Source organism: Kineosporia sp. R_H_3, assembly GCF_002198675.1.
Classification (GTDB): domain Bacteria; phylum Actinomycetota; class Actinomycetes; order Actinomycetales; family Kineosporiaceae; genus R-H-3.
Map to the genome: position 1 here is coordinate 1 of NZ_MWLL01000230.1, position 19,638 is coordinate 19,638.

General features: G+C 72.5%; 24 protein-coding genes. All 24 read left to right on the top strand.

What is annotated here, in order from left to right; all coding sequences use genetic code 11:
• The first annotated feature begins 106 nt into the window (after positions 1–106).
• Entirely contained in the window at positions 107–331 is a 225-nt protein-coding gene (locus tag ECOMGDLI_RS28810) for a ribosomal-processing cysteine protease Prp (protein WP_088320283.1), read from the top strand.
• Positions 319–1,704, top strand: a complete 1,386-nt coding sequence (locus tag ECOMGDLI_RS28815; RefSeq protein ID WP_088320284.1) for a hypothetical protein — start codon at positions 319–321, stop codon at positions 1,702–1,704. Before ECOMGDLI_RS28810 ends, ECOMGDLI_RS28815 begins: the two co-directional genes overlap by 13 nt.
• Before the next feature lie 101 nt (positions 1,705–1,805).
• Positions 1,806–2,225, top strand: coding sequence for a hypothetical protein (locus ECOMGDLI_RS28820; RefSeq protein ID WP_088320285.1), 420 nt, complete (start codon positions 1,806–1,808; stop codon positions 2,223–2,225).
• A 3-nt stretch (positions 2,226–2,228) separates the two neighbouring features.
• Complete coding sequence (locus ECOMGDLI_RS28825; protein WP_088320286.1) at positions 2,229–2,879, top strand: hypothetical protein; 651 nt, start codon at positions 2,229–2,231, stop codon at positions 2,877–2,879.
• Positions 2,880–2,918: 39 nt separating this feature from the next.
• The gene (locus ECOMGDLI_RS28830; protein WP_088320287.1) at positions 2,919–4,511 is read left to right on the top strand and encodes an SGNH/GDSL hydrolase family protein; all 1,593 of its coding nucleotides are present in this window, start codon (positions 2,919–2,921) and stop codon (positions 4,509–4,511) included.
• A gap of 268 nt (positions 4,512–4,779) precedes the next feature.
• The gene (locus ECOMGDLI_RS28835) at positions 4,780–5,094 is read left to right on the top strand and encodes a hypothetical protein (RefSeq protein ID WP_088320288.1); all 315 of its coding nucleotides are present in this window, start codon (positions 4,780–4,782) and stop codon (positions 5,092–5,094) included.
• Positions 5,095–5,444: 350 nt separating this feature from the next.
• Entirely contained in the window at positions 5,445–6,371 is a 927-nt protein-coding gene (locus ECOMGDLI_RS28840) for a tyrosine-type recombinase/integrase (RefSeq protein WP_088320289.1), read from the top strand.
• 19 nt (positions 6,372–6,390) lie between these two features.
• On the top strand, positions 6,391–6,789 hold the full coding sequence (locus ECOMGDLI_RS28845; RefSeq protein WP_088320290.1) for a DUF6093 family protein: 399 nt from the start codon (positions 6,391–6,393) through the stop codon (positions 6,787–6,789).
• Between the two features lie 16 nt (positions 6,790–6,805).
• Positions 6,806–7,201 (top strand): hypothetical protein, encoded by a 396-nt coding sequence (locus ECOMGDLI_RS28850; protein ID WP_088320291.1) that lies wholly within the window; start codon positions 6,806–6,808, stop codon positions 7,199–7,201.
• A gap of 14 nt (positions 7,202–7,215) precedes the next feature.
• Positions 7,216–7,638, top strand: a complete 423-nt coding sequence (locus tag ECOMGDLI_RS28855; protein ID WP_143448010.1) for a hypothetical protein — start codon at positions 7,216–7,218, stop codon at positions 7,636–7,638.
• A 70-nt stretch (positions 7,639–7,708) separates the two neighbouring features.
• Positions 7,709–8,038: a hypothetical protein gene (locus tag ECOMGDLI_RS28860; RefSeq protein WP_143448011.1), complete on the top strand. Its 330-nt coding sequence runs from the start codon at positions 7,709–7,711 to the stop codon at positions 8,036–8,038.
• Positions 8,039–8,044: 6 nt separating this feature from the next.
• Positions 8,045–8,536, top strand: coding sequence for a hypothetical protein (locus ECOMGDLI_RS28865; protein ID WP_088320294.1), 492 nt, complete (start codon positions 8,045–8,047; stop codon positions 8,534–8,536).
• Between the two features lie 94 nt (positions 8,537–8,630).
• Entirely contained in the window at positions 8,631–9,200 is a 570-nt protein-coding gene (locus ECOMGDLI_RS28870; protein ID WP_088320295.1) for a hypothetical protein, read from the top strand.
• Positions 9,201–9,244: 44 nt separating this feature from the next.
• Positions 9,245–9,586 (top strand): hypothetical protein, encoded by a 342-nt coding sequence (locus ECOMGDLI_RS28875; RefSeq protein ID WP_088320296.1) that lies wholly within the window; start codon positions 9,245–9,247, stop codon positions 9,584–9,586.
• 33 nt (positions 9,587–9,619) lie between these two features.
• Positions 9,620–13,270, top strand: coding sequence for a phage tail tape measure protein (locus ECOMGDLI_RS28880; protein WP_088320297.1), 3,651 nt, complete (start codon positions 9,620–9,622; stop codon positions 13,268–13,270).
• Between the two features lie 17 nt (positions 13,271–13,287).
• Entirely contained in the window at positions 13,288–14,154 is an 867-nt protein-coding gene (locus tag ECOMGDLI_RS28885) for a hypothetical protein (protein WP_088320298.1), read from the top strand.
• 11 nt (positions 14,155–14,165) lie between these two features.
• Positions 14,166–15,233, top strand: coding sequence for a hypothetical protein (locus tag ECOMGDLI_RS28890; RefSeq protein WP_088320299.1), 1,068 nt, complete (start codon positions 14,166–14,168; stop codon positions 15,231–15,233).
• Entirely contained in the window at positions 15,233–16,363 is a 1,131-nt protein-coding gene (locus ECOMGDLI_RS28895) for a hypothetical protein (protein ID WP_088320300.1), read from the top strand. Before ECOMGDLI_RS28890 ends, ECOMGDLI_RS28895 begins: the two co-directional genes overlap by 1 nt.
• Entirely contained in the window at positions 16,363–17,124 is a 762-nt protein-coding gene (locus tag ECOMGDLI_RS28900) for a hypothetical protein (RefSeq protein ID WP_088320301.1), read from the top strand. The genes ECOMGDLI_RS28895 and ECOMGDLI_RS28900 overlap by 1 nt, the downstream gene beginning before the upstream one ends.
• A gap of 62 nt (positions 17,125–17,186) precedes the next feature.
• Positions 17,187–17,534 (top strand): hypothetical protein, encoded by a 348-nt coding sequence (locus ECOMGDLI_RS28905; protein ID WP_088320302.1) that lies wholly within the window; start codon positions 17,187–17,189, stop codon positions 17,532–17,534.
• Positions 17,535–17,623: 89 nt separating this feature from the next.
• The gene (locus ECOMGDLI_RS28910) at positions 17,624–17,839 is read left to right on the top strand and encodes a hypothetical protein (protein WP_088320303.1); all 216 of its coding nucleotides are present in this window, start codon (positions 17,624–17,626) and stop codon (positions 17,837–17,839) included.
• 3 nt (positions 17,840–17,842) lie between these two features.
• The gene (locus tag ECOMGDLI_RS28915; protein WP_088320304.1) at positions 17,843–18,619 is read left to right on the top strand and encodes a CHAP domain-containing protein; all 777 of its coding nucleotides are present in this window, start codon (positions 17,843–17,845) and stop codon (positions 18,617–18,619) included.
• 119 nt (positions 18,620–18,738) lie between these two features.
• Entirely contained in the window at positions 18,739–19,221 is a 483-nt protein-coding gene (locus ECOMGDLI_RS36490; protein WP_143448012.1) for a hypothetical protein, read from the top strand.
• Positions 19,218–19,638, top strand: a 421-nt coding sequence (locus tag ECOMGDLI_RS28925) for a hypothetical protein (protein WP_198955280.1), incomplete at its 3' end; no start/stop codon positions are given. The genes ECOMGDLI_RS36490 and ECOMGDLI_RS28925, both read left to right, overlap by 4 nt.

A 19,638-nucleotide genomic window follows, 5' to 3' on the forward strand; every position in this document is an offset into this window, starting at 1 on the left:
GCCCCGACCCGTCGCAGGGCCCCCGGAACAAGCCCGCCCCGGTCGACTACACCACGGACAAGGACGCCTACGACGCCGTCAACCGGCGCCTCGGAGTCCGCGGCAGGTGATCCAGGTCCGGGCGACGCTCACCGGCGACGGGGGCGGCTATACACGGATCGAGGTCACCGGCCACCAAGGCTCCGGTGACGGCGGTGACGGCAAGGTCTGCGCCGCCGTCACGACCCTCCTGCGGTCCCAACTGGCCTACCTGGACCACCTCGCCCAAGCGTTCCCGGACTCCCTGTCCGTGAAGATCGAAGAAACGGAGACACAACCATGTCCAACCTGACCGCCCAGGCGGCCCGCGTCGAGCGGCCGGGCTGGCTCCGCGTCCCCTTCCAGCGGGCCGCCGTCGCGTCGCACGACATCGTCGCCGCGCTCCCCGCCCGGCTGCAGGCCGCCGTCCCGGGCAACTACTGGGAGGCCCGCTTCCGGCAGGCACTCGTCCCCGAGTTCCTCTACCCGACCCTCGCCGACAGCGAGCCCTTCCAGGGCAAGATCGGCCAGAAGAAGACCTTCACGCGCGCCGGCGTGATGACCCCGGACCCGACGCCGCTCGCCGCCGGCGCCGACACCACGAACGGCTCGTACAACATCGAGCAGTGGACCGTCGAGCTGGCGACCTACGGCAAGTCGCTCCCCACGGACATGCTCACCAGCAACGTCGAGCTCGCGTCGCAGTACGCCCAGGACGTCACCGCCCTCGGCATCCACGCCGGCCAGACCCTCAACCAGGTCGCCCGGAACCGGCTCTACGACGCCTTCGGCGGCGGCCGCACCTACGTCCGGACCACCGGCACCAGCGACACGTCGGCCGTCGTCCGGTCCGTCACCGGCTTCGCCTACGTCTCGGTCAACGGCGTGCTCACGCCGGTGTCCCCGACCAACCCGCTCGACGTCGTGATCTACCCGGCCGGTGGCGGGACGGGCGTCGCGAACACCGTCACCGGGGTCAACACGGGCACCAACACCCTCACCCTGGGCACCGCCCGTGCGGACACGGTCGGCGACTCGATCGTCGCCGCCAACGCGCCGACCACGATCCGCCCCACCGGCAACACGATCTTCGACCTCTCCGGCGCCAACGTCGCGACCCTGGACATGTTCCTGTCCGCGGTGGGCCGGCTCCGCGAGATGTCGGTGCCGGACGTCGACGGCTACTACGTCGCGCACATCGACCCCGTCACCGAGCTGCAGCTCTTCCGCGACGCGGACTTCAAGAGCCTCCACGCGGGCCGGTTCGACTCGCCCATCTTCCAGGGGCTGTCGCTCGGTCGCTTCGCCGGGATCGACTGGGTGCGCAACAACCAGGCGCCCACGGTCCTGGGTGGCACGCACTCCTCGGGCGGCACCGCCGGCACGGTGAAGATCCGGCGGCCCATCGTCCTCGGCCAGGGCGCGCTCGTCGCCGCGCCGCTCGAGGGCCAGGGCGCCCTGCTCGACGGCTCCGGCGTCCAGGACGTCCCGAACATCTCGATGGTCGAGGTGTCCCCGGGCGTCGAGGTCTCCATGATCGTGAAGCCGCCGACGGACAACCTCCAGCGGCAGCTCGTCACGTCGTGGGCCTGGACCGGCGACTACGGGGTCCCCACCGACCTCTACGCCGCCGCCGGCGACCCCGCGCTCTACAAGCGGGCCGTCGTCATCGAGCACGCCGGCTGACCTCAGCAGTCCCCATCGTCGGCGGGCCCGGAAGGGGAAGCCGGGCTCGCCGACGATGGTCAGCCGTTCCACCGCCGCAGCAGTCACACGAGGAGAGATCAATGGCCGGCACCGCCCTGGTGGACTTCACCGTCTGCCACCCGACGACGCTCCAGCGCTTCGTCTACGTCACGGGCGACCCGGTCGACCCCTTCCACGAGTGGTGGATGCGCGAGCAGGGCTGCCCGATCTCCCCGGAGGACGACACCCCCGGGGCCGCCGAGCACCCGGAGGACGAGCAGCCGGAGGACGAGCAGGCGGAGGACGAGCAGGCCGCGCCGGAGACCCCGCAGCAGGTGCTCGGTGCGACGGTCGCCGCGGCAGACTCTGCCGACGACCCGTCGGCCGCGTTCGACCCCTCCCAGCACACGGTGGCGGACGTCCTCGCCTACGCCAAGGCCAACCCGGCGCAGGCCCAGCAGGTCCTCGCGGCCGAGCGGGTCGGCCGCGCCCGCACCACGATCCTGTCCGAGCTGGCCTGACCAATGCCGCTCACGCTCGCCACCCCCGCGCAGCTGCGAACGCACCTGCAGGACGCGGCCCTGGACGAGCAGGCGGCGCTCCAGGCGATCGCTTCCGCAGCGGGCCTCATCCGGGCCGTCTCCAAGCAGCAGCTTGACTTCGTCGCCGGTGACATCGTCGTGATCCCGGGCGGGGAGCGTGAGGTCGTGCTGCCCCAGAGGCCCGTCGTCGTCAACCTCAGCAACCCGCTCACCGTCGTCGAGCTCGGCGACGTCGAAGCCACTGGCGTCACGGTCGTCGAGGGCCGGCATTTCCGGCGGGTCGGCAGCCGCCTGATCAAGGCCCAGCGCTCCCGGTACGACGCCTACGCCGGGGCCGAGCACATCGCCTGGCCGCCCGGCCTGTGGGCGCCATGGGTCCAGGTCACCTACAGCCACGGCTACGCGACCGACGCTGACGTCCCCGCCGAGCTCACGGCCGTCGCACTCGACACCGCAGCCACCTACGCCTCCAACCCAACGGGCCTGCGCTCCGTGGCACTCGACGGCGAGGTCACCCTGACCTACGGCACCGAGACGCTCAGCGCCCCGCGGTCGCTCGTCGACGACCTGCGCAGCCGCCTGCGAGGCATCGGTGTCCGCCGCGGCGGCGCCTTCTCCGTCACGCCCGGCTGAGCGCCGGTCCAACCACCACCCCACCCGAGGAGCAGCCCCGTGGGCGACACCGAGACCTACAGCCTGCAGGCGAGCCGGCCCATGCGCGTCCAGACGGACGGCTCCAGGATCGGCAACACCAAGGAGTGGGCTGCCCTGTCCGGGCTGGTCCCGGCGGCCGGCCAGGAGTGCAAGGACATCGAGGCCGGAACCGTGAAGATCGGTGACGGCGTGAAGAACTACGGCGCGCTCACCGCTCTTGCCGGTGGCGGCGGGGGAGCGGTCTCCTCCGTCGACGGCCAGACCGGCGCAGTTTCACTGACTGGCACGTATGCCCCGCTAGCGAGCCCGGTGTTCACGGGCAACCCGACGGCGCCGACGCCCTCGCCGGGCGACAACGACACGAGCGTCGCCACGACGGCGTTCGTCAACGCGGAGATCGCAGCAGACGCGGTCGCCAAGTCCACAGCAACCGCCAAGGGCGACCTCCTTGTTGCGACCGCTGCGGCGACCGTGGGGGCTCTCGCCGTGGGCGCTGACGGCACGGTGCTGACGGCCGACGCGACGCAGGCGACCGGGGCGAAGTGGACCGCGGTCCCGACGCCCGGCCCGTCGTACAACATGCTCCCGCAGAACGCGAAGAAGTGGCGGGCGGCGCTCGCCAAGGTCCGGGCGGGGACGGCGAACGCCCGACTCCTCTGCGTCGGCGACTCCACCACCGCAGGCCAGACCGCGGCCAACTGGGGACAGAACTACCCGTCGGTCGTCACGGACATGCTGAACCGATACTACGTTCCGGCCGAGCAGACGTTCGTGTTCCCGCGCCCCTCGGCGGGCCCCGCGGCGGACCCCCGGGCGACGATGGGCGCCGGCTGGTCCAACAGCTTCGGCTACTGGCAGGCGACGACGTCCGGATCGGTGTTGACCATCCAGCCGTCGCAGTTCACCGGCCCGCCGACGGTCGACACCATCGAGATTTGGTACATCAAGAACACCGGCCGCGGGGACTTCACCGTCAACGTCAACGGCGGCGCGACCCTCGCCACGATCAGCGCCCTTGCCGGGTCCCTGAGTGTCGGCAAGAGCACAGTGACGTTCACCGCGGCGTCGGCGCCGAGCATCAACCTCGTGACGGTGAGCGCCGCCGAGGTCGACATCATCGGCGTCAACTGCTTCCTGTCGACGAAGACCGTCGTTCAGGTCGGGAACTGCGGCCAGGGCGCCGCGAAGGCGCAGGACTGGGTCGGGACAGGCTTCGCGTTCACGATCCAGAACGCGTTCGTGAACTACCTGCCGGACTTGTCGATCATTGACTTCGGCATCAATGACGCGGGGGCGTCCAGGACGTCGGGCCAGTTCTCTACCGACATGCAGTCGCTCATCACCAGGGCCGTTGCAGCCTCCGGAGACGTGATGCTCAAGAGCATGGCGCCGTCCAACGGGGCGCCGTACACGACGTTCGAGCCGCAGTACATCCCGGTGCTCAACGCGCTCGCGCAGTCCAACTCTCTCGGACTGATCGACGTCTATTCGCGGTGGCAGTCCTATGCCGTCAGCAATCCGCTCGGCTACTACAGCGACGGCCTGCACCCGTCGTCGTTCGGCTACGCGGACATCGCTCAGGCTGTGTTCAACGGGCTGCGCAGCCTCTAGGAGCCGTGCCACGGGTCGGGGCACCCGCAGTCGATGCCGCCCCACCCGTCCTCGGCGCTGACCAGGGTGCCGCACGACGACAGCACGGGACGCCCGAGACGGCGCAGCAGCCACCCCCACGGATGGTGCGAGGCGGTCCGTGTGTGGCGGCAGGCCGGGCAGGTATCCACGGCCGAGCACGCTACGCCGCCGCCCGGCTCGACACGCCGCGCCCGCCCATAGCGACGGTCAACCAGCGGTCTTACACCTACCAGAGAGGCACCAGAAGATGATCCCCAGCATCGGCCGGCTCGTGCACTACACGCTCACCGCGGAGGACGCCGAGGCGATCAACAAGCGCCGTGCGGACGCGCAGGCGAACCTCGCGAAGGTCCGCGAGGACTCGATCGGCTACGTCCTCCACGTCGGCAACATCGCCGTCGCCGGGCAGGTCTACCCGATGCTGATCGTCCGCGTCTGGGGTGACCTGCCGGACTCCTGCGTCAACGGGCAGGTCTTCCTCGACGGCACCGACAGCCTCTGGGTGACCTCGGTCGGCCAGGGCGACGGTCCGCGCCACTGGCGCGAGGCTCCGCGGGTCTGAGGATGACCTCGGCTCTCGGCCTCGGGCGGGGGTGCACCTGCTGCCAGGTGTGGATGGGCATCATCCCGCCGCCTCCGTGCCCGGTCCACGCACCCCGACTTCCCGCCGGGGCGGTGGTCGTAGTGCCGTGCCCGTGCGGGTGCGGCCCCAGCGCGACACACGTGCCTCCGGCCTGGCTGTCGCTGCCTCAGATCACCTGCTGAAACCGCTTCCAAAACCGCCGGTTACCGATGGCTACGAAGGAACCATCCGGGCGCGGCAAGCGTCCACCACAGCGACAGAGAAGGCCCGGCCAGCGCTGTAACGCTGACCGGGCCCGCCGGAACACCAGCTGATACCTGGAGCCCGACATGGACGACGCTACCCGTCTGCCCGCACTCCCGACCGCTGACCCGCTCGCCGACCCGGCGAACCTCGCAGCGGTCAACTTCCTCGGCCAGTACCTCAACCGGAACACGAGGTCCGCCTACGCCACGGACCTGCGGCTGTTCTTCGCCTGGTGCTCCGCCCGCGGCCTCCACCCGCTCCGCGACATCCAGCGGCCCCACGTCCAGGCGTTCGTCATCCACCTCCTCGAGGAGCGCGGCAACAGCGCCGCCTCGGTGGTCCGCCGCCTCGGCACGGTGAGCGGCTACTACGACCTCGCCGTGCTCGACCGGTTCATCGAGCACTCGCCGGCGTACCACCTCAAGCTCCCCAAGGTGCACGTCGACCCCGCTCGTCAGACCTGGCTCAACCGGTTCGAGCTCGGCAGCCTGCTCCGCACCGCGCGGGCCGGGACGCCGACGGACTGGGCGCTGGTCTCGCTCATGGGCACGATCGGGATGCGCGTCTCGGCGACCTGCAACATCCGCGTCGAGGACATCACCACCACCGAGCTCGGCTACCGGATCCTGCACACCATCGGCAAGGGCGACAAGCCCTCGGTGAAGGTGCTCCCGATCCCGGTCATGCAGGCCGTGGACGCCGCGGTGGCCGGCCGGACGAACGGCTGGCTGCTCCTGCGCCGCGACGGGTCGCAGATGACCCGCCGGTCCGCGGACCGGGTCCTGCAGCGGCTGTGCCGCGAGGCGGGGATCGCGAAGAAGGTCAGCCCGCACTCCCTGCGCCGCTCGTTCGCCACCCTCGCGCTGCAGGCCGGCGTCGACGTCCGCGTCGTCCAGGACGGCATGGACCACGCCAGCACCCGCACCACCCTCGGCTACGACCGCCTCGGCGTCGAGCTCCACGCCCAGGCCTCCCACACCGTCGCCGCCATGCTCGCCTCAGCCAGCTAGCCCCTCGAGGAGGCGGCCCGTGTCGATCCCCGCCGCGCTCGCCACGGGCCGCCGCCTCGCCGACTCCCTGATGGTCGACGCCTGCACCATCACCCGGACCACGGGCGCCGGCGCCCAGAACGAGACGACCGGGAAGATCACCCCGACGACCAGCACGCTCTACACCGGGCCCTGCCAGGTGCGCATGCCGCCGAACGCGGCCGAGACCCCCGAGGTCGGCAACCGCACCGCCACGGTCCAGCAGGCGATCGTCAAGGTCCCCGTCGCCGTCGTGGACGTCGCGATCGGCGACGTCGTCACCATCACCGCCTCCGCGCACGACGCCGAGCTCGTCGGCCGCGCCTTCCGGGTCGGCGCCCTCCACCACAAGACGTTCAGCACGGCGCGCAAGCTCGTCGTCGACGAGATCACCGCCTGAGCAGGGGAGGGACGCCGTGGCCCGCGACATCGACGTCACCGCCGACATCACCCAGGTGACCCGCCTCGCCGCCCAGCTCGCCGGCGCCGGCCGCCGCGCCGTGCTCCCCGCCGCCGAGCTCGTCGCGACGACAGCGACCGAGGTCCGCGACGACCTGCGCACCGCGGCTCGCGGGCACGCGACGTTCCCGTCGTTCCCCGCGTCGATCACCCACGACGTCCGCGGCCTGGACGCCGAGATCGGCCCCGACAAGCAGCGCCGCCAGGGCGCGCTCGGCAACCTCCTCTACTTCGGGACCAGCCGCACAGGCCCTGCCCTCGAGCACCCCGGCCGAGCCCTCGACCGCGCCCTGCCGGGCTTCGCCCGGGCGCTGGCGCAGGTCGGCGAGGACGCGATCGGCAGGGACCGGTGACGATCCGTGCGCACATGACCGGTGTCCTCGCCCTGGTCACCCCGCTCGCTGGGTCCCCGACGCTCCTGCCGGTGTTCTCCTCGGCCCTCGACGACGCCGGGCAGCCCCCGACGTCCGGTCGGCCTGACAGCCGCTGGGTCGTCGTCGACTTCGATGGGCTGCCGATGGCGAACGACCGCCTCGGTGGCTATTCGGCGAACGTCGACGGCCTCGTCTACGTCCGGTGCTTCGGCGACACCGTCCGCGAGGTCGCCTGGGCGCAGGAGAAGACCCGCGCCGTCCTCCTCGACGTCGTCCCCACGATCCCCGGACGGTCCGTCCAGGCGCTGCGCATGTACTCCGCGCAGCGCCCTACCCCGGACCGGGACGAGCCGACCCCGCTGTTCGCCGCGGTCGACGTCTACACCCTCTTCACCGCCCCGGCCGTCGGCGCCTGAGCGCGCCCAGCCGGGACCGCACGTCCGCGCCGTCTGGCGCACCCATCCACCGCAACGTCAGGGAGCCCTCATGCCCGCATGGGTCCGTGTCCGCCTGCCCGGAGTCGGGACCTGGTCCCAGCGCGACGACGTCCCGATGCGCGAGGGCGCCGAGGTGCTCGCCGGCGTCGAGGCTCTCGACCCCGCGGGCCGCGCGCTCCCCGACGTCCCGGAGGGGGCGCTCGAGGGCGCCAGCGACGAGGACTTCGGCGAGTGGCTCGAGCGGGGCGCCGCCAGGCCGGACGACACCAGCCCCGCCGCACCGCCCGGGGCCACCGCCGAGAAGGCGGCCACCACGCCAGGGGACACCAAGGCCGGGACGCCCACGCCCACCGGCACGACCAGCCCGAACAAGGAGTAGCCGACCATGGCCCGTCCCGCAGCCGTCGCAGCCGACGGCAACATCCGCGTCGCGTTCTGCACGACGCTCACCCCCGCCGCCCCGACCGCGGCCCAGCTCAACGCCGGCATCGACCTGAGCTTCTACCTCACCCCGGACGGGCTGCGGCCCGCGTTCGACGAGGCGAAGATCACCGACGACCGGCTCGCCGACACCCAGACGTTCGAGAACCGCGGCCGGGTGACGAAGTCCCTCGACAAGCTCCGGTACGTCAACAACCCGACCAGCGCGCCGGACAACCTCGCCTACTCCGGGATGCCCCCGGGCACCGTCGGCTACCTGTGCGTCCGGTACGGCGTCGCCGCCGCCACCGCGTTCATCGCCGGCCAGAAGGTCGACGTCTGGCCCATCACGGTCGGGGAGCGGCTCAAGGAGCCGCCGGAGGCCAACTCCGTCCTCCACGTCTCGCAGTCCGCGTTCGTCACGAACACCGTCGGCGAGGACATCACCGTCGCCTGACGACGGCCCAGCAGCCCCGGCGCGGCGTCCGTTCCCCTGGCGGGCGCCGCGCCGGTCCCACACCACCACCAGGGGACTCTCCAGGGGAGCAGTCATGACCGAGCAGCACAGCATCGACAGCAGCACGTTCGACGTCGACGCCTGGCTCGAGGCCGCGGCGCCACCGCAGCGGTCCGTCACCGTCTACGGCCGCGCCGACCTCGTCGCCCAGCTCGAAGACCTCGTCGCCGAGCGGGACGCCGCCCAGCTCCGCGCCTCCACGGTGCCGGTCCAGCGCGGCCCGATCGACCCGCGTCTCGGGGGCGTCGTCGCCGAGACCGAGGACGACCGCGACATCGCGTTCCTCGACGACCGCATCAGCGACATCCGCGCCGCGCTCGAGGGGTCGCGGCTCGTCCTGCACCTGCGGGCCCTGCTGAACGAGGAGCGGGGCGAGCTGCTCAAGAAGCACCGCGCCAGCGAGGACGACGACCTCACCCCCGAGGGCGCCCGCGCCTACGAGCACGACGCCATCGCCCTCGCGCTCGTGTCGCCGCCGATGACCACCGCCCAGACCGCGCGCCTGCACACCCGCATCGGTGAGGCGCAGTGGGCAGCGATCGGCCGCACCCTCGAGCGGGCGAGCTCGGAGACGATCGACGTCCCTTTGTCGCGGCTCGGCTAGGGGAGCACCCCGCACTCCTGGTCGAGCTCCGCACCGCCCGCGCGTTGGGCGTCCGCCTGTCCGAGCTCCGTGCCTGGCCCGAGCACGACTACAGCACCGCGGTGGCCCTGACCCTCTACGAGGACGGCCTCTGCCACGGCTGCGGTCACCCGCTCGCCGAGACGACGTCGCTGGACGCCGACCCGAACGCGCAGGACCGCACGCACCACTACGTCGCCCCGATCCCGACCCGCTGCCACGCCTGTACGGCGATCGGGCTGCTCACCCCGGAGTACGACGAGGCGCCCCAGTCGGACGCGCTGCGGTTCCGCGCGGAGCGCATCGACGACCCGCGAGACGACGAGCACGAGCACACCGAGCAGGCCGGCGGCACCGCCGCGCCCTGACCCCCCTTGACGACCGTGAGCCGGAGGTGAGCCGTGGCCCTGTTCGGCGGCGACCGCTCCGTGGCGGTCCGGCTCACAGCGGACGTCAAGGGCTACGTCGCCGGGATGGCGGCGGCCTCGAAGAAGGCGCAGGACTTCGGGAAGGCCGCCGTCGAGTCCGCGGGGAAGCACCGCCGGGCGTTCGACGAGATCGGCACCAGCGCCATCGGTGCCGGCATCGCGATCGGTGCCGTCGCCACCACGGCCGTCGTCGCGTTCGCGAAGTTCGACCAGGCCATGAGCCGGGCCGCCGCCGGCACCACCGCCACCGGGGCCAGCCTCACGGCGCTGCGGGAAGCGGCCCTCAAGGCCGGCGCGCAGACCCAGTACTCCGCGACCGAGGCCGCTGACGCCATCACCGCCCTCGGCAAGGCGGGCGTCGGCACCGCAGACATCCTCGGCGGTGGCCTCGACGCGTCCCTGTCGCTCGCCGCGGCCGGGCAGCTCGAGGTCGGCAAGGCAGCGGAGATCGCCGCGACGGCGATGACCCAGTTCAACCTCAAGGGCAAGGACATCGGGAAGGTCGCCGACCTCCTCGCTGCCGGCGCTGGCAAGGCGCAGGGCGACGTCACCGACCTGGCGAACGCCCTCAAGTACGTCGGGCCCGTCGCCGCGTCCATGAACGTCTCCATCGAGGAGACCACGGGCGTCCTGGCCCTGTTCGCCAGCCAGGGCATCATCGGCGAGCAGGCCGGCACCAGCCTGCGCGGCATGCTCGGCTCGCTCACGTCGCCGAGCGAGGCCGCAGCCGAGCAGATCAAGGCGCTCGGCATCAACCTCTACGACGCGCAGGGCTCGTTCCTCGGCCTGCAGAACGTCGCCGGGCAGCTCCAGGGCGCCCTCGGTGGGATGTCCGACGCGCAGCGGGACGCGGCCCTCGGCACCATCTTCGGCAACGAGCAGATCACCGCCGCCAAGGTCCTCTACGCGGGCGGCGCGGACGCCGTCAAGGAGTGGACCACCGCCGTCGACGACACCGGGTTCGCAGCGCAGCAGGCGCAGCTCCTGATGAACAACCTCGCCGGCGACGTCGAGCAGCTCAAGGGATCCTTCGAGACCGCCCTCATCCAGTCCGGGTCCGGCGCCAACGACGGCCTCCGGGCCCTCACGCAGACCGCCACGGACGCCGTCAACGTCTTCGGGGTGCTCCCGGAGTCCGTCCAGAAGAACACCGTCGTGATCGCCGGGGTCACGGCCGCCACCCTGCTGCTCACCGGCGGCATGCTCAAGGGCGCCGTCGCCGTCAAGACCATGCAGACGAACATGGCCGAGCTCGGTGTCTCCGCGGGGCGTGCCCGCGGCGCGATGGCGGCCCTCGGCAAGGCAGCCACGGTGGCCACCGTCCTGTCGTTCGCCCCCGACATCTCCGCTGCCGTCGACAAGAGCGCCGGGAACGTCGGCGACAGCGTCTCCCAGATGGCCCTGGAGCTCGCGAAGTTCGGCAAGGGCTCCGACCTCGCCGGTGAGGCCGCGAAGACCTTCGGCAGCGACCTCGACGGTCTCGCCGACCGGAACATCGGGAACCTGTACACCAAGACCCTCGGCCTCAAGCAGGCCGTCCAGGACCTCTCCGGCAGCAACGGGTTCTTCCGGAAGGACCTCCCGTTCCTAGGGTCGCCCGAGGCCACCCAGATCGAGCAGTACTCCAAGGCCCTGGCGCAGCTCGCGCAGTCCGACGCGCCCGCCGCCGCGCAGGCGTTCGACCGGCTCTCCTCGTCCGCAGGGCTCACGAGCGACGAGACGAGCGCGCTCCTCGACCTGATGCCGCAGTACAAGGACTACCTCACGCAGGTCGCCACGCAGCAGGTGTCGTCGGGGGAGTCCGCCGCTGGCGCCGCGGACGCCACCAGCGTCCTCAAGGAGCAGATGGCCGGCGCCTCGTACAGCGCCGAGCAGCTCGCGCAGGACCTCACCGACGCCAACGCCGAGGCCTCCGGGTACGCCGACGCCGTCCTCGACGCCCGGTCCGCGACCCGCGACTACCAGGCGGCCCTCGACGACGCCCGCGCCGCGCTCAAGGAGAACGGCAAGACCCTCGACGACACCACCCCGAAGGGCCGCGCGAACGCCGCCGCCCTCGACGCCGTCGCCGCGGCCGCCCAGCAGCAGGCCACGGCGATCCTCAACAACAAGGGGACCCAGGAGGACTACCGGGCCTCCCTGGTGAAGTCCCGCGAAGAGCTCGTCACCATGGCCACGAAGTTCCTCGGGTCGAAGACAGCCGCTGAGAAGTACGCAGACTCGGTCCTGCAGATCCCGAAGAAGGTCACCACCACCGTGACCTTCACCGGCGCCGGCACCGTCAAGGACAACCTCGACCAGATCCGCGCCAAGGTCCGCGCCCTCACCGGCCGCCGCTTCAACATCGACATCGGCGCGCCGGGCGGCACCGCCCTCGCCGACGGTGGCGTCATCCACCGGTACGCCGGCGGCGGCTTCGAGAACCACACCGCGCAGATCGCCCGCGGCGGCCCCATCCGCCTCTGGAACGAGCCCGAGACCGAGGGCGAGGCGTACATCCCCCTCGCCGGCTCGAAGCGCTCCCGGTCCAAGGCCATCCTCGCCGAGGTCGCGAAGATCTTCGGGATGGTCGCCTACGCAGACGGCGGCTTCGGCCAGGCCACCCCCTTCGGCCTGTCCGACGTCTCCCAGCGGTACGAGGCGGCACGCCCCAAGCCCATCACCGCGAAGGACTACACCGCGGCCATCAACGCCGCGAAGAACGCCACCCTCGCCCAGCAGAAGGCAGAGCGCGACCTCCGCGCCGCCCGCGCCGCTGTCACCGAGACGTCCGCCGCGCAGAGCCGCGCAGAGCGGTCCCTGGCCGCCATCCGCCGCAACACCCCCCGCGACACCAAGGCCATCCACGCCGCCGAGGACCGACTCGACCGGGCCCGCCGGGCGTCCGCGTCCGCGCGCACCCGCGAGGCCAACGCCGAGGGCACCCTCGACCGGGCCCGCCGCACCAAGACCACCGCCCAGGCCCGCCAGGCCGACGCCGTCACCCGGAAGAACGCCCCCAAGGGGTTCTCCCTCGCCGGGTACACCAAGGCGCTCGCCGGGACCGTCGCGCAGACCACCGCGTTCCGGGGGAACCTCAAGCGGATCGCGGGCCGCGGCGGCAACCAGCTCGCCGCGCTCATCGAGGGCATGGGCGACGACGGCATCCAGCTCGCTGCCGCCCTCGCGAAGGCCAAGCCCGCCGAGTTCACCCGCGTCGTCGCGCTCCTGCGCCAGCTCGACCCCGCAGCGTTCGCGCCTCCCGCCGCCGCGCCGGCGTCCGGTGTCCGGACCATCGCGTTCGCAGCCGGCGGCATCGAGAACCACACCGCGCAGATCGCCCGCGGCGGCCCCATCCGCATGTGGGCCGAACCGGAGACCGGCGGCGAGGCGTATATCCCGCTCGCCGCATCGAAGCAGGCACGCTCCCGCATGATCGCGTCCGATGTCGTCGACCGCCTCGGCGGCGCTGTCGCCTGGTCCACCGCCCGCGCCGGCGGCCGCGGCAGCATCTCCGCCGCACCCTCCGGAGCGCTCGCCACCGGGGCCACCCCGACCGTGTCCGTCGGCACCATGCAGCTCATCCGGGGCGGGCCGCAGGACGTCGCGTCCGAGCTCATGTTCCGCTTCCGCGCGGCCGGCTGAGAGGGGCTGAGCGCACCGTGGCCGCAGACACCATCGACGTGACGTGGACCGACACTGGCGGGACGATCCTGCTGTCCCACGAGGGCCCGTACATGGTCGCCGGGCTCACTGGCTGGGAGGACAGCCCCGGGCCCCGCGTCGACGACGTCGCCCGGGCGAACGCCCACGGCTCCCACGACGCACCGGTCTGGGCGTCTGCCCGGAACCCGGTCGTCGAGGGCTACTGCTACAGCCCTGAGGACCGCAACGCGCTCCTCGCCGGGCTGCAGTCGGGGATCCACCTCGGTGGGCAGGCGCAGCCCGGGACGCTCGCCGTGACGTTCGCCGGGCGGACCCTCTCCGCGACCGGCCGGGTGCTGCGCTGCGGGACGACCCTGAAGAACTGGGGGCCCGGGCACTTCGGCTGGCAGGTCGAGTGGTGGTGCCCCGACCCGCTGCGGTACGCCGACGCACAGCTCGGGTCCACGTCGCTGCCCAGCGACGCCGGGGGCCTCGCGTTCCCACTGTTCGGCGGGACCAGCCTCCTCGAGTTCGGTGGCCTGTCCAGCCCCGGCCTGCTCGTCCTCGACAACCCGGGCACCGCCGACACCTGGCCCACCCTCTACGTCACGGGCCCCCTCGTCGGCGGCTTCGAGCTCGTCGCCCTCGAGACCGGCCGGCGGATCCGCTGGGAGGACGACGTCCCCGCCGGCGTCACCGTCACCCTCACCTCCCGCACCGGAGCCGTCGCCTACGACGGCGTCCCCGGCTACGACGGCAACCTCACCCTCCGCCAGTGGTGGCCGATCCCCGCAGGCGACACCCGCACCGTCCAGATCACCCCCCTCGGAGCGCCTGACCCCGCCGCGCAGCTCGCGGCGACGTGGGCGCCCGCGTACTGGTAGGAGAACCCGCCGTGGCCGCCAGGGACCCGCTCTTCGTCGTCGGCCCGGCCGGCGCCGGGCAGACCAGCCCCACCGAGGCACGCCTCGCCCTGTCCGGGCTCGTCGCCCCCGCCAGTGGTGGCGTCGACGTCCGCACCGGCGTGTTCTGGGGCCCCGGCATGACGACCCTCGTGTCTGGGACCGCGGCCATGACGTACAGCGTCGCCGCGTTCCAGGCCGTCGCGAACCGCGGGACCGCCGCCCTCGGCCCCTACCTCGGCGCCAACGACGCCACCGCGACCGTCATCACGGGAGCCGCGCCCGGCACCGTCGGCACCAAGCGCATCGACGTCATCTGGATCCGGTTCCCGGACGCCGAGCAGGGCGACGCCGACTCCACCGCCGTCCTCGGCGTCACCCAGGGCACCGCGGCCGCCTCGCCGACGGTCCCGTCGATCCCCACCGGTGCGCTCGCTCTGGCCCGCGCGGAGGTCCCGCAGGGCACCACCCGCACCGACTCCGGGGTCACGTTCACCCAGGTCGCCCCGTACACCTCAGCGGCCGGCGCCCCGATCGCCATCCGGAGCTCGACCGAGCGGGCCGCCCTCACCCAGTTCGACGGGCTGCTCATCTACCGGATCGACACCGGCCGCTACGAGGTGTCCGTCGGCGGGAACTGGCTCACCGCGATCGACCCCAACGCCTGGCAGTCGTACACGCCGGCCCTCACCGCGTCGACGACGAACCCGACGCTCGGCACCGGTGGCAGCATCACCGGCAAGTACATCCAGGTGGGCAAGACCGTCCACTTCCGGATCGCCGTCACCTTCGGCACCAGCCCCAACGCCGGGTCCGGGTCCTACCGGTTCTCCCTGCCCGTCGCCAGCGTCGCCATCACCTCCGGCGCCGGTGAGGCCCCCGCCCGGGCCATGCTGTGGGACAGCTCCGCGTCGTCCCGCGTGCCCCGCGCCGCCTACACGTTCTCCAGTACCATCGTCAGCCTCCTCGACGAGTCCGGTGCGCTCGTCGGCAGCGCCGCCCCCTGGACGTGGGCCGCTGGCGACATCATCACCATCCACGGGACCTACGAGGCCGCCTGATGCCCGTGACGTGGCTCGTCGGCGACCTCGCCACCGGCCGGGTCACGAACACCATCCCCCTCGTCGGCGGCACCTGGACCGACACCCTTGACGCGGCCGGCAGCCTGGGCGGCACCCTCGCCCTCGCCGACCCCGCCGTCGCGGCCCTGCGGCCCCGTGTCATCGCCCAGCCCGGGCGCACGTTCCTCGCCGCCGCCTGGACAGGCACCGACGGCGAAGAGGAAGCGATCCTCGCGGCCGGCCCGATCTGGGTGCACTCCTACGACGACGACAAGCAGACCCTGCAGATCGGCGCGGCCGGCGCCTGGTCCTACTACGACCACCGCAAGGTCCTGCCCGTCCTTACCGGCACCCAGACCCCAGCCGGTGTCGAGCTCGCCACCTCCGACGTCACCCTCGGCACCATCGCGAAGAAGCTCGTCGAGGTCGCCCACACCCACACCGGTGGCGCCCTGCCTGTCGTCCTGCCCGCCGACATCGCCGGCGTCGAGGCCCGCACCTACCCCGGTTACGAGATGGCCTGGGTCGGGGAAGCGATGCGGGCCCTCACCACCATCGAAGGCGGCCCCGAGATCGCCTTCACCCCACGCCGCTCCACCGCCGACCCCAGGAACATCGAGTGGGTCATGCGCACCGGCACCGACACCAGCCCCCTGCTCACCCAGTCCGGAGCCGACTGGGTCTGGGACCACTCCGTTCCCGGCTCCCGGGTCGTCAGCCTCAGCGTCGACGTCGACGGCAGCAAGGTCGGATCCCGCGCCTGGGCGCCCGGCTCCGGGTCGGGGGAGTCCCGGATCATCGGCCGCGCCGACGACCCCACCCTCACCGGCCCCGGCTACGTCCTCCTCGAGGTCGAGGACACCGCCCGCGACGGCATCGAGAACCTCGCCACCCTCAACGCCTACGCCACCGCGCTCGCCGTCCGCTCCAGGACCGCACCCGAGTCGTGGAGCGTGAAGGTCCGCGCCGGCGGGCACCCGTCCCCGGGCATGGTCCGCCCGGGCGACTGGGCCCGCATCGTCGTCGGCACCCACCCGTACCTCGACGAGGGCGAGCAGCGGGGCCGCATCACCCAGCTCTCCGGCACCGACGACGGGGACCTCACCATCGCGTTCCAGCGGGAGATCTGATGGCCGGCGGCTACCAGCACACCCCCCGCGACATCGAGGCGCTCGTCGCGCAGATGCGCGACATGCAGCGGCAGATCGACGCCCTCCGCGGCGCCGCGGCCGCCCGGAACACCACCATCTCCGGCGGCGCAGGCCTCACCGTCCGCGACGGCGGCCGGTTCCGCGTCATCGACCCCGACGGCGACACCATCTTCGACGTCGGCGCCTTCACCGAGTACGCGCCCCGCGTCGACGGCAAGCCCCAGGTCGGGTGGGTGCTGCGCCGCGACTCCGGAGAGCTCGTCGCCTACTGCATCACCAACGTCACCGGCGGCAAGCAGTCCTGGAACTGGCTCGACATCAGCGGCAACGGGATCATGGCCGACGACGCCGCGTCCGAGGTCGGCCTGGCCCGGCCCTACATCCCGATGCCCTGGGGCGCCGCGCAGGACACGTCCTGGCTGAGCACCAGCTCCGCGACCTACGAAGACCTCTACCGGGCGCAGGTCTGGCGGCAGCACCCCCGCCTCGAGGTGTCCATCGGCTGCTGGGCAACCACCGCCGGCACCACCGGCGACGTCCGGTTCGTCCTCGACGGCACCCCCATCGGGCCCGTGAAGTCCGCCACGAACGGCGTCATCTTGCTCTCCAGCGACGAGATGTCCGTCACCGCGATCGGCGCCCACCTCACCCGCCACACCCTCACCATCCAGGCCCGCCGCACCGCCGGCGCCGGAGCCATCCGCGTCGGCATGTTCGGCGCCTGGGGCATCCAGTCCTGACCGACTGAGCCCCCCGCTGACCAGCACCACCCCAGCAACCCCCGGACCTCGAGGAGCACAGCGTGCCCACCACCCGCACCGTCCAGACCATGTCGATGACCGCGGCCGCGCCCACCGTGTTCACCGCGGACGCCACCGGCGACAAGTTCGCCGTCGGGTCCGGCCCGGTCTTCATGCGCATCACCAACGCCAACGGCTCGTCCCAGACCTGCACGATCGACGACCCGAACAGCGTCAGCCCCGAGGGCGCCTCGTCCTGGAACCCCGACGTCGTCGTCACCATCCCGAACTCCACCAGCCGCGTCGTCAAGGTCTCCGACGGGCGCCGCTTCGGGAACTCCGCCGACTCCGGGCTCGTCTCGCTCGCCTGGTCCGCTGCCACCGGCATGACCTTCGAGCTCTACCAGTAGCACCCCCGAACGCCCCGGTCCGGCCTCCGTGGGGGAGGCCGGACCGGGAGCCAGCCACGCCCGGATCCGCCCAGGGGAAGGACCCAGCCATGCCCACGCCCGACCAGACCGACCTCGCCGCAGCGCTCGCGGCGCTCGCCGCGGACCCGCTCGCCGGCGACCCGACCGCGGTCCCGCCGCCGCTCGAGTCGACCGGCCCCGCCGACGACGAGCCCGCCGACCAGGAGCCCGACTTCGAGGAGGTCGACGTCCTCGACTCGGCCGCCGACGAGTCCCTCGCCGATCCCGCCGTCCAGGAGGTGTGATCCATGACCACCGTCACCGCCGTCCTCAACCGGGCTCGCGCCGAGCTCGGCTACGTCGAGGGCCGCGGCAACGCCACGAAGTACGGCGCCGCCTACGGCCTCAACCACGTCCCGTGGTGCGCGGAGTTCCTCTGGTGGGTCGGCCGGCAGGCGTCCGGTGGCGACAAGCTCATCCCGCAGATCGCCTACACCCCGGCCATGGCCCGCTACTACACCGAGCTCGGCCAGTCCCGGTTCGGGACCACCCCGCGGCGCGGCGCCATCGCGTTCTTCGACTTCCCGGACGGCATCCGCCGCATCCAGCACGTCGGCCTCGTCGAGAAGGTCCTGCCCGGCGGCCGCATCCAGACCATCGAGGGCAACACCAGCAGCGGCACCGCCGGATCCCAGTCCGACGGTGGCGGCGTCTACCGCCGGATCCGCTCCACCAGCCTCGTCGTCCTCTACGGCTACCCCGCGTACACCGCCGAGGCCGTCGTCCGGCCCGCCCCGAAGACCGGCCGCGACACCAGCCGCCACCTGGAGCCCCTCGTCGTCGACGGGGTCTGGGGGAGCGCGACCACCCGCCGCCTCGAGCAGTTCCTCCACCTGCGCGTCGACGGCCGCATCGACGACACCCTGCGCCGCGCCGTCCAGCGCTGGCTCGGCGTCCGCGTCGACGGCGTCTGGGGCCGAGTCACCCGCCGCGCCCTGCAGAAGCGCCTCGGCGTCACCCAGGACGGCGTCACCGGCAAGGCCACCACCCGCGCACTCCAGCGCTACCTCAACCGCAACCTGTAGCGCCAGCACCACCGGGGCGGCCCACCCGGAGCACCACGACGGTCGAGCACCACGGCCGCACTACCAGCCGAACGACCGCCGTCCGGGGGACGGCCCAGCCGACAGGACACGACGCCGCCATGGCACACACACCCGGATCGCCCACGTGGCGGGCCCGGCTCCGGCCCGCAGCCGCAGACATCCACCCCGGCCTCGCCGGAGTGGTCGCCCTCGAAGCCGCAGCCCACACCGGCCTCGCCGCCGACGCCCTCTTCGGACAGCACCTCTCACCGACCTGGACCTACTTCGGCGGCCAGGCCGGAGTCACCGCCCTCGGCGTCGCCCACGCCGTCATCGTCGTCACGTTCCTCGCCGGGCTCTACGGCCCCTGGGGACTGGCACGCATCGGGTTCCTCACCTCCGTCACCACCTACACCGTCTCCGCCGGCCTGTTCCTCTCCGCCTGGGCTGCCCAGCTCGCCACCCAGAGCCGATGGACGTTCGCGTTCCGCGACGCCGTCTTCAACATCGCGCTCGCCGGCATCAGCGCCGTCGCGTTCCGGGAACCCCTCGCGCCGCCCTGCCCCGACCTCGCCTCGCACCTCCCGGCAGGTGCCCGGTGAGCGTCCTCGGAGCGATCGCCGCGGCCGTCCTCACCGTCACCGCCCCCGGGGCAGCGCTCATCGCCGCCGGTGAAGCAGCCACCGCCGGCGCCGGAACGATGTCCGTCATCGGCGCCGCCGCCGCCGTCCTCGGTGGCGTCGTCGGCACCTTCCTCACCGCCCGCAAGACCAACGGCGACCTCCGCTCCCAGGTCTGGAAAGACGCCTCCGACTGGATGACCCGGCAAGACACGCGGATCAAGGAACAGGACGCGCGCCTCGCCCAGCAGGACGCCCGGATCGCCGAGCAGGACACCAAGTTCGCGCAGGTCGCCGCGTACCTCCACCAGGACCGCGTCTGGCACTACGACGTCGAACGGATCCTCGCCGAGAACGGCATCACCTCACCCACAGCACCCGCACCCCCCGACTTCCACA